Source organism: Kordia antarctica, from assembly GCF_009901525.1.
Lineage (GTDB): Bacteria > Bacteroidota > Bacteroidia > Flavobacteriales > Flavobacteriaceae > Kordia > Kordia antarctica.
The window spans coordinates 3,062,579-3,077,671 of sequence record NZ_CP019288.1 but is presented as its reverse complement, the minus strand read 5'-3'; the positions used below and the strand labels follow the sequence as shown (position 1 = coordinate 3,077,671).

The following is a 15,093-nucleotide window of genomic DNA, read 5'->3' as shown; positions in this document are numbered from 1 at the left end:
GCCAGAGAAAGCGCATTTTCTTTTGTTTCTGTTTTCTTTGTGCGAGCAAAGAAAATGAAAATAATAAAATAATAATGTTTATATCATTTGCTATTTTTATTTTTAAGGAAATTTATCAATTAATGAAAGATCTCACAATTAATACGACTAAAAAAAACTAATATTTTACTAATGAAAACAACTCAACTATTTTTGATTATTACATTGTTTATCGGTTTGATGGCGTGTGAAACTAAGGAGAAATCAACTCCAAAAACAACTACAACTGTTTCAGAAACTACACAAAAAGAAACTCCGAAAACTGTAGACAAAGCAACGCAAATTATACAAGAAACCATTAAAGCGCATGGCGGAAACTTGTACGATCAGGCGAATTATTCGTTTGTATTTCGTGGAAAAAAATATCGTTTCAGAAATGACGGAAATTCATATACTTACGAAGTAGAAAGCACAAAAGATGATGAAACTACACGTGACATTTTAGCTAATGGAAAATTTTCACGTTTCATCAATACTAAAAAAATAGAACTATCTGAAAAGAAAATTACAAGTGCTACTGGAGCGATAAACTCCGTAATTTACTTTGCAACTTTGCCGCATAAATTAAACGATGCAGCAGTTCATAAAAAATTCGTAGAAGAAACAATCATCAAGAATCAAAAATATGATGTATTGGAAATCACGTTTTCTGAAGAAAGTGGCGGCGAAGATTTTGATGATGAATACTATTATTGGATCAATCAAAAGACAAAAAAGATAGACTATTTAGCGTATAATTATCAAGTAAATGGTGGTGGCGTTCGTTTCAGAAGTGCTTACAATACACGTGTTGTTTATGGAATTACGTTTCAGGATTATATCAATTACAAAGCGGAAGTTGGAACGCCATTAAAAGAGTTGCCAGCATTGTATGAAAAAGGAAAATTGAAAGAATTATCAAAAATAGAAACAGAAAACGTACTTAATTTAAAGAAGTAATTATAATAGAATTCTAGACTATTTCGCCGTTTTCGTATACGTATTCAACGTCAATCCAATGACAATTAAGATGATAAAAGGAGTTGAATAGTTCTTCGGGTAATTTGAATAAGTGGTCTTTAGTTTCTATTTTAGAATCTAATAATTTAAAAAATATATGATAATTATTGCCGTTTTACGGAATCCCGTAAAATATTGAATTTTACATTGGTTAGTTTTGAAATATTACAAAATAACCAATCTATGAAATGCATCAATTTTTCATTATTATGTAAATATTTCCTTTTGTTAAGTTGTTTATCATTGGTATCGTGTAAAAATAATGATATACGATATAAAGTAGTGATGCCTCCAAATTCTGAGGAAGGAAAAGCAAGGATTACAAATATTGATTTCTTCATAGAGACTTCAGTAAGTATGAAAGGATACGTAAATGCAAATGAGAGTGGGAATTATAGTCTCAAAGAAGTAACACCGTTTCTGATTACAGATTTAAACACAAAATATAATAACTCTGTACAAATTTACACCATAACAGACAGTCCTGAAAAATATCCTAAAAGTAATGATGAATTTGTTCAAGATTTACGATCGGGTCAAATTTTAGGTGGAAAATCATCACAACTTCAACATGTATTTGGAAGTATTATTGATTCCGTACAGCCAAATTCGGTTAGTATTTTAGTTACAGATTGTATTGTTGACTTGGGCAAAATTAACACACGCACAGAAAGTTCTTTAGTTACTCAAAAAATATACAAGCATTTAACAAGGAAGAAAAATTTTGGAGCTGCTGTATTTCAATATGAAAGTGATTTCAATGGTGATCACTATTATGATATGAAAAACACAGGTGGAAAAAATATTAAAAAACATCCTTATTATAATACAGTTTTACATAAACGACCTTTTTATGTTTGGGTATTTGGTGAAAAAGAAGCTGTAAAAGAAGTATTATCAAACAATATATTCGGAACATATACAAATTCATATTTTTTCAATTTACCTATTCATGAAGTTTCTTTTAAAATTTTAGAAAATCCTAAGCAAGGTAAAGTCGCAATTAATCAAGAAAAAGAAACAGTTTTAATTAGAGAAGCCTCAGAAAAGCGGCCCGCAATATTTACGTTAGGATTTAATTTGAATGAAGTTCCAAAATACTATCATGAGCAATTCGAAGATTTGAACAACTTTCAAATTACGCCAAAATACATAAAAGGTATTGCGAGTTTAAAGATAATAACCGATTTGTCTAATGAAAAAAAAGTAGACAACAGCACGATTTCTAAACATAAGCTTTCTCACTTTATTCAAGTTCAATTTTCCAATGTTGATAAAGATATAAATCAAATAAATATTCAACTCACGCAGGATGCTGCAAAATGGTTTGATACTGTTCATCTCGATGAAGATTTTAAAATCACAGCGCAAGAACTAGAAGGAAAAACATTCGCTTTTAAATGTATTACTGACGCTTTTGAAAGATACAGTAAAGACAAAAAAGAATTGCTAAACGTACAACTAACTAAAATTAACAAATAACTATTATGGAAAATTTTTACTTCTTATTTGAAAGTATTGAAAATTGGGATACCTGGGATGAAAAAGGATTCTCTTTGGGAATGCTAATTCTTTTTGTTTCTACCATTTTTTTTCAAATTCTATATTATATACTACTTGGAAGAAAAACAGATCGCTTTTCAAATTTAGGTAAATGGTTTCTTTTTGGAATCATAAATTCGTTAATGGTTTTCCTAGTAACATTACTTGTGGAAGGATTCATTGTTTTTGAACACGAAAGTATCGGTGATTTTGAATATGAAATTTGGTCATTTACCATCATAAATACCATCTACGCATTCTTACTTTATTTTATATTCTCGCTCGCCTTCAAGCGTTTTTCAATTCACTCAAAATACTATCCCGTAAAATTCTAAAAATCGTATCATGTCTAAACTATACTTATTCGCTATTGGTGGAACAGGTTCTAGAGTTCTATCTTCATTAGCAATGTTATTATCAACAGGCGTACGCGCTAATGTTGAAAAAATAATTCCAATGATTATTGATACCGATATCAATAACGGCGATGTTGAAAAATGCAGAAACATCATCAAAACCTACAATAATATTCATGAAAGCATCTATAATGGAGTTGGCAATGAAGAAGATAAAGGATGTTTTTTTAGAACAAAAATAAATCCACCAAAAGAATTAAATATTAGCGGAACCGATTACGGAACGTTAAAAGAAATGGTCGATTATGATTCTTTAAATGCCAAAGGGTTTGAAAAAACGAAAAGCTTTTTTGATTTGTTGTATAATAATGAGAATAAAGATATGCTGCTGGAAAAAGGATTTCTTGGGAACCCGAATGTTGGAAGTATTGTCTTAAAAAATGTGGTAGAATCGAAACAATTCAAAGAGTTTACACAAGATTTTAACGAAGAAGATCGAATTTTTGTAGTGAGCTCCATATTTGGAGGAACTGGAGCCGCAGGTTTTCCTTTATTACTCAATGTATTTAGAAACGAAGAGAGTTCTATGAACAATAGAAACTATATTAACAATGCAATTATTGGTGGAGTTTCTGTATTGCCATACTTTCAAGTAGATGTAGATAAATTTAACACAGGAGAAAGTGCCATAAACTCCAGTACTTTCATAACGAAGACAAAAGCAGCTCTTTCCTATTACAATAAAAACTTAAAACAGCTGATCAATGCGATGTTTTATGTTGGTGATACAAAATCAAGTAATTATGAAAATTTTGATGGCGGAATTGAGCAAAAAAACCCTTCAAACTTTATTGAACTTACCGCGGCAACTTCTGTTTTAGAATTTTTAGATTACGAACCTAACGCAAGCACAGTTGATGATTTGGCAAAACCAGCTGCTTTTTTTGAATATGGCTTAGAAAGTGATTCAAACATCGTGACACTTACAAATTTGAAAAAAGATGTATACATAAAACAGTTTATCAAAAATCACTATTACAATGTATATGTGTCTAATTTTATGAGTGAAGCATTGGAAAATTCAAAACTAACTTGGCGCAACCAACTTGAGTTACCAACCAACTATGAAAAGCAAAATTTCTTTAAAAATATCTACAAGTTTACAACGGTTTATTATTACAGATGGTTAGTAGAATTAGCTTCAGACCGACACAACAGAAAATTTTTACCGTTTGATTTATCAATCATTCTAAATCAAGGAGAACTGAATAAAGACATTAGTGGAAACATTCCTGCAAAAGTGAATGTTGACGATAAAAAACTCTTCACGCTCGTAACAGGAATGCCTGCAAATGATGATAGCAGTTTTTTCTCAAAAGATAAAATAAAATTCGATAAAGTTTTCTCTGAACTTTCTAAAGATATTGTTGATATGCAATTGAATAGTAAAGAACGTATGTTAACAACGATGTTGAATCAAGGAATAGATGAAATTATTGACGAACGTTTTTCGATTTAACCACTAAAAAAATACACTCATGGCACATAAATTAAGTCTTATAAAGGAACAAACCGCGCCTCAAAGTGGTTGGAATAAATACGAAAACAATCCGTATGACAATCAAAAGATACCTGAAATAACCGACAATATTGGAAATGCTGAAATCCCTGTCACTTCCATTCCGTCACCTTTTGCACAATTGCATCTTTTTGATACAGCATTCGACTTTGTAAATAAAAGTTATAACAATACTAAAAGTATAGAAGAACTATCAGGCAAAACAACTTTTCATAAATACATTTCACATTGTTTAGATATCTTTGAAATTCTATATTCATATCAAACATTGGAAGCCAAAGAAGCCATAGATATAGAAATTTGGAATATCTCCGAATTAAATACATTGAGTAAAGATCATAATGTTGGTGTACGAACGTTTGCCGAAACACTCAAAATATACATTAGTAATTATAATAATGATACAAAGTTTAAAAATAGCGGTGTACAAAATCCGTTTGATAATTTTACCTTGATCTATTATGAAAACAAAATAATAGCGGCAACCTCGCCGCACACAGGATTTTTCACCATTGGCGACGAGCTTCCAACATCTATAAAAAGTAATTACAATAATCGTTCTTTTTTTACAACGTATGAGCCATTATACACTAGAAGCCATGAATTTCAAGAGTTCATCAATGTTTTCTTTAGAAAGTACGGAATTGTAACAAGTACATGTAAAGTAGTATCTGAATACATAAAAATAAATAGAAATCATATTTTAGATAGTGAGTTAAAAAGTAACATAGATTCATTAGAAAGGAATTTTACAGACGACCATACTAGAGGATATGAAATTTTAGAAATAGACAACAAAGAGATTACGCTTTTAGGCGGAAGTGTTCCTTTTCTATGTAAAAAATATGACGTTAAAGACGCCATGAGTGAAGTGAAGGAAAGTGATTATGTCATCGTTACAACCAAAACGCTGGAAAATCCACCATTAGCACTGCATGAAGGTTTAAACAAAACTCGTTGGAAATATATCAACAGTCCTTTTCCTAAAGAAACGAAACTGAAATTTACAACTCCTATTTCAAAACGAGTATTACCAGATACGATTATAGAATATCCGTGGATTGGTAGAAACGACTTTTTATCGCCACACTTAATTCAATTGGGATATGATGTAAATACGTCTAAATTCTGGATGCCTGATGGCGAAGTAAATAATATCATTTTGCCAATTAAGGCAGCATATTTTGATTACTTTACTATTGCTGATTTAAAAAAACAACTCTCAGTAGAAAAACTCAATAGTGGCGCGATTGTCGTGAGTTTAGACATTCCAATAATGGCGGATAACAAAAGAGGAAATATCTCATTTGAACGTACGTATGATGAAGTTGCTCCAAGCACAATTGATAATGAAGATTATGGAGCTATTATTGACTCATCTTTAGGGTTTGGAATTTATCCTTTTTTCAAAGTTGCCGATAAAAAATTTAATGATCGCTATAAAATTCTTTCGTATTACCAAAATCAAGAAACAGTTTCATATCAATTCCACAGAGAAAATAAAACAAGTAATAGTAGTGAAAACATTCCTTCAACGACACATTCAAGAACACGCGCAGAAGAAAATTATGACTGTATTACAGATTATGCAGAATTGACAACTTTTACAAGAAACGCCAATGGAGACATAGAAATTGACTTGGATAAAGACATCACTTTTGACCTTATTTCAGTTGCTGTAAAAAATAAAGATTCAGCTACTTCATTAGAAGGTATGTTAGTTCCGCTATTTGGAGAACCAATCGCTTTATCTAACGAAAAAGCTTCCATCGCTTTTGATATAGGAACAAGTAATAGTTATGTAGCACTAAAATCGGGAAATTCTATTGAGAGTCTGTCAAGTTATTTAGATACTTCAACGAGCATACAATCCAACTTAGTGATGCTAAATGCTATTGGACAAGATTCAAAAACACAAAAAAGCATCTATGATTTAGATCCGATAAATGCTTTCTACGGAATCTCACAATCAGCAGAATTTTTACCATCCATGATTGGAGAAAAATCAGAATATTCATTTCCAATTCGTTCGATTATTAATGTAGATAATGATACGAATAGTGAAAAACTAGAAGAATTAAATGTACTCTCAAACGTAAATATTCCGTTTGCGTTCGGACAAAAAAAATTAAGAAACAACTTTGACTATACGTTTTCCAATATAAAATGGGGCGTAACGGATAGCGAAAATGATTTTGCTAGAAACCGACTGCATGTTTTCATAGAACAGTTGGTATGGATGGGAAGAAATCAACTATTACGCTCGCAAAAATCTCCTGATAAAACGGATGTATTATGGTTCAAGCCATTGAGTATGGGCGCGAATCAAATGACGGTATTTTCAGAAATTTGGAATGAAGTATATAAAACCTATTTCTCAAAAACGGATAGCAAAGAACAACTATTACAGATTACAGAATCATGGGCGCCAAAAGGAAGCTATGATGAAACATTTGGGCTTGGAAAGGTGTTTATGAACATAGATATTGGTGGAGGAACTTCTGACGTCATCATATTTGATGATGATATTCCAGAAATGACCACATCATTCCGATTTGCAGGAAACAGTCTGTTTGAATCGCTAAGTGGAAACAATCGTTTTGATAACGGATTCGTAAGCAAATACGAAGGTGTAATGGAAAAAAGTTTCGGTGATGATTTTGCAAAAGTAGATATCATCAATTACATAAAAAGGTCTGACGGATTAAACTCTACAGATTTAATTAGTTACTTCTTTAATTACAACATATTTAGTAAAAAACTAAAGTTAGATAGCGACTTTAAACTTCTCTTTTTATTGCATAATTCAGCTATATTTTATCATGCACTACAAGTTTTACAAATGGCAGACTTAAACAAGTTGCCAACTTATATTGGTGTCAGCGGAAATGGGGCAAAACTATTAGAAATTACGAATGGCGCTAGTGATTTGAACCGTACCAACGGAATGTCGCGCTTAGTTTCTGCTATCTTAAAGAAGATTTTCAACTTGGAAGAACCGCACAAACTGGAATTACAGGTGATTAAAAATCCAAAAGAAGCCACAGCAAAAGGTGGAATTAAAGGAATAGAACAATTCAAAAAATTTAAAGATGCAGATACACTTAAATATTGTATCTCACTAGGCGATAAAGAACAATTCTTTAATGTAAACACAAATAATGCTACGGCAAATACTAAATACGGCAATTACTTAAAAGAAGGTGATACGACCATTGAAAAAGTAGCAGAGAATGTCATTACCTTTTTTGAATACTTCTTTGACGAACTGTGGAATGAAGTAAAATTTGTTCGAAATTTTGCCTTAGATAAAAGCTATAATGCTGAAAAGTTGAAAAATTACTTTGCAGACAAAAATAGAATAGAAGATGTCATTAGACAAGAAGTAAACAAACGAAAAGATACAGATCCGGAACTGAGCGAAACTATGTTTTTCTACGCGATAAAAGCATATATCTACGGATTTTCTAAAATTATTGTATCAGATAAATTGAACGACTTTAAAGGCGCATCCTAATGAAAAAAATCTATACATATTTAATAGTATTCCTTTGTGTTGTGAGTTTTCATTCTTGTGGAAAAAGTGAAGGGAAAGATGTAAAACAAGAAAATATAAGAGTAGAAAAAAACAGGAAACTTTTTTTAGATGTTTATGATACTATCGCTTTTAAGAGTATTGATTTAGTCTTAGTTAGAAATTACGATAGTTTAAAAAAGCCAAATATTTTAGGAATAACTCTGGATAGTTTGAAATCCAAGATAAATGGTGAAGGTGAGGTAGATAGTATCATTAGAACTTATATAGATTCATTTAAGGCAAAAAGAGATAGCCTTTTAGAAAATCGACCTTTCCTTTCAGACAAAAGGTTTTTTGAAGATAACAGTGGCGACATAGTAAATTCAAAACTAATAGCAGATAATATCTACGGAAATAAGAAACTTGGAGAAGATACTAAAAGAGACAGTTTAGGTGAAATTCTCAAAGGAGAAATAAAACTGATTATCAGTAAAGCAGTTTCAGAATTTCAATCAAAAACGAAAGAAAACGAAACTCAGGCATCATCAATAGTGAATGTAGAAGATATCAAGAATACAAATGTAACTAAAATTGTAGAAGATGAAGCAGAGACTGATGATGGAACCAAAAACGAATCTATGTTATTATATATTATATCAGGAATTTTAGGCTTAAGTGTACTCTTAAATATATTTTTAGGATGGAAACTTTCCAAGCGAAAGACTAAAAAAACAGAGGTTTTGCCTGTGGAAGCTCCAAAAGATGAAGAAAGTTCTGAAAATAGTTTGGGTAAATTTGATGAAGAAGAGGAAAAAGAAGAAGAGCAAAAGCCAATCTCAAGACTTGAAATCCAAAATATCGTAGCAACTGAACACAAGAAAATGCTCAATAATCTTAGCAAATATTCAAAGGCTTGTTTAGAAACTGTTGATAATTTAGAAAGCACAAAAAGTGATGTAATTGAAATAATTCTAAAAAGGGAACTATTAGAAATAGATCATGTAAAAAGAACAGCTGCAGCGACTCTAGATGCTTATGAGAAAAATGTGGTAGCGTTGTTACAAAACTGCAACAACAAAAATCTAGCTACGCAAAAAATAAATAAGGCTGTCGATTTAGCAAACCAAGAAAACTTTGGACTTGCAAAACTTCACCTAGTTCCAAAGCAGGAAATTGACTTAAAAATTGAGCTGCGAAAAAATAATCTAATTGGTGAACTTCCTCCAACGATTACCACAGAAGAACTCACACAAAAAATAAAAAAGCTGATTCATACCATAAAAGCTGATTTAAGTAAACTTATTGAAGAATCACTTATTTATTATCTGCCATTTTCAGATGCTAATGGTTATTTTAAAGACAATAAGAAATCTAAAAAGAAAAAACCTGATAGTATTATAAAAATGCATATTGATCCAGATAATCAAACAAAAGCAACGTTTCAATTCATGTATGAAGAAAAAAATACGATGAAAAATGCAATTCTAAGTTATGATGTTTTATTAATGCCTATTTGTATTTTAAAGAGTGAAAATTTTAACAGGCAAGGAACAGTTGTAGAACAAATTGGAGAAAACGGAACCTTACAATTAGTTGATGATCTTTGGCAAGTAGAAGAGAAATTAAATATTAAAATCACCTAATTATGATTGTTACGACTATTCTTATCGTTTTATTATTGATTTCTCATGGAGTTGTATTGTTTAAATTAAAACAATACATTGATGTCTACAAAATCAATAATCAAAACTATATCACAAACGAATTACAAAAATTAAATACTTCCTTTGAAAATGGAGTTCGTGCAGTCAATACTAAGGTTAAAACTTTCCAATCGAATGCCAATCAGGTATTTAAGGAGTTGGAGAATGATACACATGAATTTACTGAAAACCAGAAAAATAAAATAGACAATTTAACAAATTTCATAAAATCAGATTACACTTCTTTGACGAAATTATTGAATAAAAATAATAATTTGTTAGACACATTGTTGGAAAGAACAAAGGAAAGTATCACGCAAAATGAAGAGCTAAAGCCCGCTTTAATAAATGGCAATGATGAACTTCAAAAAGTATATTCTAAAATAAAACAATTAGTTGCAGGTTGTGAAAAAGGAGTGAAAGACATCAAAGAAGAATTAGAAATTTCGCTTACAGATATAAAAATTGATACAGAAAGTAAAGTGAAACAGTTGCAGTCTTTGGGCGAAAAAAGTTTAAAAGAAGTTTCTGAAACGAATAAGGAAACTTTAAATGAAGTATTCAATTTAACTCAAGCTAATTTAAACACAATACTTTCCGAGAATCACGTTCAACAATTGACAACAAAAGTTGAATTTATGGAAACAGATGTACAGAATAATTTTAAAGAAGTATTAAAAAAATCAGCAGAAATAAATACCTTATTAAGCGATTTCTTAGAGAAGATTGAAGCAATGGGTAATAAGAAAAATTTCCTTGGTTTTTAACTATTTAGCAGACTTCGTATACGTATTCAACGTCAATCCAATGACAATTAAAATAATTCCGAGCAAACTCCAAAGTGTGTACGATTCGTGAAACCAACTCAGCCCAATCAGCATTGTAAAAATAACTTCAATGTACTTTAATGGCGCAGCTTTGTTAGTTTCTGCTAGTTGCAACGCTTTTGTCATGTACAATTGTCCGATGTAGCCAAAAATCCCTAAACTCAACAACAAAACCCATTCCCAACCAATGGGTGTTTTCCAATACGGAATACACAAAACTCCACCAACCAATACGGCAACCATCATAAAATAATTGACAATTACGACAGGATGATCCCTGTTTCCAATTTTTCGAATCACAATAAAAACCAATCCACTAAAAAAGGCAGACGCGAGTGCAAGTAACAATCCTGTGGTGCCAATTTGTGTATCAAATCCTTTTAAAACCAACACGCCACAAAAGGCAATCAGGAAAAATAACCATTGTATATGTTTGATTTTTTCTTTGAGTAAAACTAACGCGAAAACAGCTGCAAAAATAGGAGAGATATAGCGTAAGGAAACCGCCGAACCCATAGATAAATACTTTAGCGACATAAAAAATAATGCCATCGATATTACGCCAACAATTCCGCGAATAATTAATAATGTTCTTTTATTTCCATAGATAGAAATCTTATGTTTTAATAAAAATGGAATAGTAAAAACCAACGTCCCAATCGATCTGAAAAATACAATTTCATATGCATTAAAATCACCCAAATACTTCACAATTGCATTCAGAAAAGCAAACGCTATTGCGCTTATAATCATAAATTGAATGGCTTTCTTGAGCATGTATTAGTTGGTTTAATAAGAAATGCAAAAGTATGCTAAATCGTTGTGAAAAGAAATCTGAGGTATTAAAAATAATTAAGAATTAACTCCTTGAATAACTCTTTCCCAATCAAATGCAGGTCCAATATCCCATTTGCCAGAAGTTCTATAATTTATGTGTGAAGTAATTCCTTTAAAATTAGGTAACTCATTTACCGAGCCGACTTCATATCTTTTTTCTTCAGGTAAAAATGCTCTTGGAATATTATACTCAGCCGTTAAATAACGAAGCAAAACTATCAAGCTATCATACTGTTTTTCTGAAAATGTTGCATAATATTCTTGTCCTCTAAATGGCGTATCTAATTTTGTATGATAATACTCTTCTTCAAGCTCACAATAATCATCTTTATCACTGTAAACCGTCATTAATGTATCTCCAATTTTTTTTAAATAGCCAATATTAGAAATTTCTATACCAATGGTTCTTTTACATCCGTTTTTATTTCCTCCAATAGCGCCTTTTCCTAAATGATACGACCAAAAACCAGACGACCACATACTTAAAATAGTTCCGTTTCTTGCTATAATGAAAGGTGTAGATACATGATTATTAGGCTGTGTTAAGGCTGCTACATCACCTTTTAAGTAGCCTGCAGTAAAGTGTAATACAATTTGAGTTTTGGTATTTCTTTCTTCGTAATAAAATGATTTATCTCCGTTTTTTGTTCTACAGTTTGTATACTCCATGACTTCATCGGTGCCTTTGATTGGAACGGACATTTCTGTTAAGTCGAATTTTTTTCCAGCAGAATCTTCTCCTGTTTTAAAAAAGTTACTTTCGTGACTAGAGATACTTGTAGCTTGCATTGGTTGGTTTTTTGGAAGGTTAATTAGCTAAATATACTAAATTTTGACTTATGGCTGAGATTCAAAAAGACTTGCGAGTATTCGTGAGTGTTTTAGGTTTTTGGTGGGATGATAGTTCTCAAATCATATCAAGTTTAAAATTTTTCATCAATACGTTAATTCTTAACGTATTGATTTACAGTTTCTATTTTTTGAAAAGATTAGGAAAAAATCCTGTTTTAGGTTTTTCTTTTTGCACTATTTGGCTCTTTTCTTTTTTTATTCCACCTAATAACTTTTCCTTTTCCAATTTTTTTGCAGAAAGGTAATGCTCAGGAATCACTTGTACAGCATCTGATAATTGATTTAAATTCTTCCGCATTGTTTTATTTTTTTCATCTTTTGCTTGTGAGTATAAAAAATGACTAATTCTAAACTGTTTTAATACTATAGAGTTTATGACGGTAACAAACCCACGTTGAAAACTTGAAGTATCAATATCAATTCCAGAAATTTCTTTTATTCTTTTTTTCGTTTTTGCAGCAAATTCAGATTCTTCATTCTTCATAAAGCTAGAGAATATGTTTCTCATTTTCACAACCTTTTCTAAGTAAATTTTATTGTCGCTCATTTGATTGTCAATTTGAGGAATTCCATCTTTAGTTTGCGTCATCATATTCCCTAAATTAAGGCCTATCAATATGCGGTCTTGATTACCAATAAGTACATCATAAGCAGCTACTCTTCCTAAATCATAAGCAAATTGTGGGTCTTTCAAACATTCCTTCGTTGACTCAGAAGGATCAGTTGGATTAGGACCTAGAGCTTCTCCTTCTATTTTCTCAGCAACAAGAACTTTTTTACCTTTAAAAGCTTTAAGCTTTTCTATAAGTAATGAATTGCCTCCATTCTTATCATCAGGGATTTTGGTTAGCAAGTAGTTAGCATCCATAGTAGAACTTTCAGGAGCTTTTGCACCTGCGGCACGTAATGTATTATCTGCTAAGGAATCTTTATCCAATTCGCCATTGAATTTGATAATAATATTTTGACCATCCGTAAATACGTCAAATACATCTTTCGTAATTTTAGTAGCTTTCACATTTCCTTCAAAAGAGGGTGCAAAATTTCTCTGAACCGTATCTCCAGAATGCGAAACTATATTTTTTGCTGTAATACTTATTTGTGAATTGCTATTGTTCCTAAAAGTTTTATCATTTTTATTCTCCTTCCGTTGCAACGCTTTCGCGCCCATAACATCAGCTTCTTTTTCCAAGCCTTTATCATCATTGATAGCCACACCTTTTGATTGTATCGTAGGTTGTACGCGTCCTTGTTTTTGCTGAACAACGTGCCAAGCTTCATGCGGCAAGTGTTTTTCTTGACCAGAAGCTAAGTGAATGTTTTTTCCTTGCGCATATGCATGTGCGTTTAATTGTGCAGGTTTTGATGAGTTGTAATGCACCTTTACATCATCTAAAGAATGACCTGATAGATTTTCCATTCCTGATTTTAATTTATCAGGCAAACCTGTATTATTTTTCTTTTTTTGAAGAGGAATTTCAGACTGTATTGCATCTATTTGTTTTTGTTGAACAATTGCAGACGCACGATTATCTTCCAATGAAACACCCTTATTTTTTGAGGTACGATCAACGCTATGTGCTACAGCCGTTTGATGCGTTTTTTCTGTTGATTTTTTTGAAAGATGTGTTTTCATGGTCAATTAATTTTCTTAAAAAAAAGAATAGTTTGTAATTTAAAAATCATTCTCTAATCCCCATTGCTTTAGTTGTTCCGCACTAGCAACATAGGTGGTTGCAATAAGTCCGCTACCATTGTATACCAACGCCGTAATTTTACTACTCGATATATATCCTTTACATTCTTCGCCTCGTAGATTGTAAAAAAAACTTCTAAAAGGAGATTTCAGAATTGGTTCAATAATTTGTTTAAAATTTTCTTCTGTTTCAGCACTCCAAGCACCTAATTTTCCAGCGTCTGTTAAATGCCTTGAAGCATGATTATTTCGATTGGTATTTCCTAAAGCTTTTTTTGCATCACCGCCAGATAAAGATTTTGGTGTGTTTTTCCATATTGCAGGTCGTGCACCTACTCCCATTCGTTTGTCTAATGCTAATTTCTTCCTATTATGTTTACTATTTTTTCCTTTTGCCAATTGAGCGATTTCTTGAAGCTGAATAGGAGAATTTTCAATACTAGATTTCAAATTAGTGGGCAATGCTGTATTCTTTTTTTGCTGAATGATGGTTTTAGAACGATTATCTTCAAGTGTAATTCCTTTGGTATTATTTGTATGTGCCGCAGCCATTTGATGCGTTTTTTCTGCGGATTTTTTGGAAAGATGTGTTTTCATGATGCAATGTTTTTTCTAAAGTAATTAAAGTATTATTTAAGTAGTGTCAACAATGACAGGGCCTTCTCCGCCAGCATAATCGAGTGCAGAACAATATTTATGATTGTGAATATACCCTTTCAATCGCGCTAAATCTGGATCATAATAAACGAGTTCTACTTCTTTACCTGTTATCAAACTTCTGATATGTTCATTGTAAAAAGGATATCGTACAAATAATTTATGTTTTGTATGATGTTCTAAATGGTGTTCGTCATCATATTCGTTATGTGCCTTTTTGTATTCTGCAATTCCTGTTTCAACTAGATAATAGAAATGATATAATATTTCTAGAAAAGGTGTTGTTTCGCTTCCGCCAATCATGAAAACACGCCTATTTGTAATGAGATATCCAATGAGATTGAAATTTTTATCATTCGTACATTGATTGAGCGCGTTGGCAATAATAATATTCCGTTGTTCTTGCGGAATTTCATAGCGCCAATCATTCATCACCAATAATTGAGAATGTTCTTTTAGTAATATTAATTCTTCAATATCCATAGACAC

The 15,093-nt window shown here is 31.5% G+C and carries 12 protein-coding genes; 7 read left to right on the top strand and 5 right to left on the bottom strand.

Annotated elements, in window-relative coordinates:
* The first annotated feature begins 171 nt into the window (after nucleotides 1–171).
* The 7 genes from IMCC3317_RS12770 to IMCC3317_RS12740 all read left to right on the top strand — a co-directional run bounded on the left by IMCC3317_RS12770 (nucleotide 172) and on the right by IMCC3317_RS12740 (nucleotide 10,502).
* Nucleotides 172–978 (top strand): DUF6503 family protein, encoded by an 807-nt coding sequence (locus IMCC3317_RS12770; protein WP_160129887.1) that lies wholly within the window; start codon nucleotides 172–174, stop codon nucleotides 976–978.
* A 243-nt stretch (nucleotides 979–1,221) separates the two neighbouring features.
* On the top strand, nucleotides 1,222–2,520 hold the full coding sequence (locus IMCC3317_RS12765; protein ID WP_160129885.1) for a hypothetical protein: 1,299 nt from the start codon (nucleotides 1,222–1,224) through the stop codon (nucleotides 2,518–2,520).
* A 5-nt stretch (nucleotides 2,521–2,525) separates the two neighbouring features.
* A complete protein-coding gene (locus IMCC3317_RS12760) occupies nucleotides 2,526–2,915 on the top strand; it encodes a hypothetical protein (protein ID WP_160129884.1) in 390 nt (129 codons plus the stop codon).
* A 10-nt stretch (nucleotides 2,916–2,925) separates the two neighbouring features.
* A complete protein-coding gene (locus IMCC3317_RS12755) occupies nucleotides 2,926–4,455 on the top strand; it encodes a hypothetical protein (RefSeq protein ID WP_160129883.1) in 1,530 nt (509 codons plus the stop codon).
* Between the two features lie 19 nt (nucleotides 4,456–4,474).
* On the top strand, nucleotides 4,475–8,032 hold the full coding sequence (locus IMCC3317_RS12750) for a hypothetical protein (protein WP_160129882.1): 3,558 nt from the start codon (nucleotides 4,475–4,477) through the stop codon (nucleotides 8,030–8,032).
* Nucleotides 8,032–9,675, top strand: a complete 1,644-nt coding sequence (locus IMCC3317_RS12745) for a hypothetical protein (protein WP_160129881.1) — start codon at nucleotides 8,032–8,034, stop codon at nucleotides 9,673–9,675. Before IMCC3317_RS12750 ends, IMCC3317_RS12745 begins: the two co-directional genes overlap by 1 nt.
* A gap of 2 nt (nucleotides 9,676–9,677) precedes the next feature.
* Nucleotides 9,678–10,502, top strand: a complete 825-nt coding sequence (locus tag IMCC3317_RS12740) for a hypothetical protein (RefSeq protein ID WP_160129880.1) — start codon at nucleotides 9,678–9,680, stop codon at nucleotides 10,500–10,502.
* Here the strand turns inward: IMCC3317_RS12740 and IMCC3317_RS12735 are convergent, their stop codons facing one another.
* From IMCC3317_RS12735 to IMCC3317_RS12715, 5 genes are all read right to left on the bottom strand, one after another.
* The gene (locus tag IMCC3317_RS12735; RefSeq protein WP_160129879.1) at nucleotides 10,503–11,339 is read right to left on the bottom strand and encodes a DMT family transporter; all 837 of its coding nucleotides are present in this window, start codon (nucleotides 11,337–11,339) and stop codon (nucleotides 10,503–10,505) included. It lies immediately after the preceding gene.
* A 75-nt stretch (nucleotides 11,340–11,414) separates the two neighbouring features.
* A complete protein-coding gene (locus IMCC3317_RS12730) occupies nucleotides 11,415–12,188 on the bottom strand; it encodes an N-acetylmuramoyl-L-alanine amidase (protein WP_160129878.1) in 774 nt (257 codons plus the stop codon).
* A gap of 184 nt (nucleotides 12,189–12,372) precedes the next feature.
* Entirely contained in the window at nucleotides 12,373–13,887 is a 1,515-nt protein-coding gene (locus IMCC3317_RS12725; protein WP_160129877.1) for an eCIS core domain-containing protein, read from the bottom strand.
* A 39-nt stretch (nucleotides 13,888–13,926) separates the two neighbouring features.
* Nucleotides 13,927–14,544 carry a hypothetical protein gene (locus IMCC3317_RS12720; protein WP_160129876.1) on the bottom strand — a complete coding sequence of 206 codons (618 nt, stop codon included), beginning with the start codon at nucleotides 14,542–14,544 and terminating at the stop codon, nucleotides 13,927–13,929.
* Nucleotides 14,545–14,580: 36 nt separating this feature from the next.
* Nucleotides 14,581–15,087 carry a hypothetical protein gene (locus tag IMCC3317_RS12715; RefSeq protein WP_160129875.1) on the bottom strand — a complete coding sequence of 169 codons (507 nt, stop codon included), beginning with the start codon at nucleotides 15,085–15,087 and terminating at the stop codon, nucleotides 14,581–14,583.
* Nucleotides 15,088–15,093: the final 6 nt, after the last annotated feature.

Coding starts and splice junctions, on each gene's coding strand:
- IMCC3317_RS12760 (WP_160129884.1), top strand. CDS start 2,526: ATGGAAAATTTTTACTTCTTATTTGAAAGTATTGAAAATTGGGATACC.
- IMCC3317_RS12725 (WP_160129877.1), bottom strand. CDS start 13,887: ATGAAAACACATCTTTCAAAAAAATCAACAGAAAAAACGCATCAAACG.
- IMCC3317_RS12770 (WP_160129887.1), top strand. CDS start 172: ATGAAAACAACTCAACTATTTTTGATTATTACATTGTTTATCGGTTTG.
- IMCC3317_RS12720 (WP_160129876.1), bottom strand. CDS start 14,544: ATGAAAACACATCTTTCCAAAAAATCCGCAGAAAAAACGCATCAAATG.
- IMCC3317_RS12750 (WP_160129882.1), top strand. CDS start 4,475: ATGGCACATAAATTAAGTCTTATAAAGGAACAAACCGCGCCTCAAAGT.
- IMCC3317_RS12745 (WP_160129881.1), top strand. CDS start 8,032: ATGAAAAAAATCTATACATATTTAATAGTATTCCTTTGTGTTGTGAGT.
- IMCC3317_RS12715 (WP_160129875.1), bottom strand. CDS start 15,087: ATGGATATTGAAGAATTAATATTACTAAAAGAACATTCTCAATTATTG.
- IMCC3317_RS12755 (WP_160129883.1), top strand. CDS start 2,926: ATGTCTAAACTATACTTATTCGCTATTGGTGGAACAGGTTCTAGAGTT.
- IMCC3317_RS12740 (WP_160129880.1), top strand. CDS start 9,678: ATGATTGTTACGACTATTCTTATCGTTTTATTATTGATTTCTCATGGA.
- IMCC3317_RS12765 (WP_160129885.1), top strand. CDS start 1,222: ATGAAATGCATCAATTTTTCATTATTATGTAAATATTTCCTTTTGTTA.
- IMCC3317_RS12730 (WP_160129878.1), bottom strand. CDS start 12,188: ATGCAAGCTACAAGTATCTCTAGTCACGAAAGTAACTTTTTTAAAACA.
- IMCC3317_RS12735 (WP_160129879.1), bottom strand. CDS start 11,339: ATGCTCAAGAAAGCCATTCAATTTATGATTATAAGCGCAATAGCGTTT.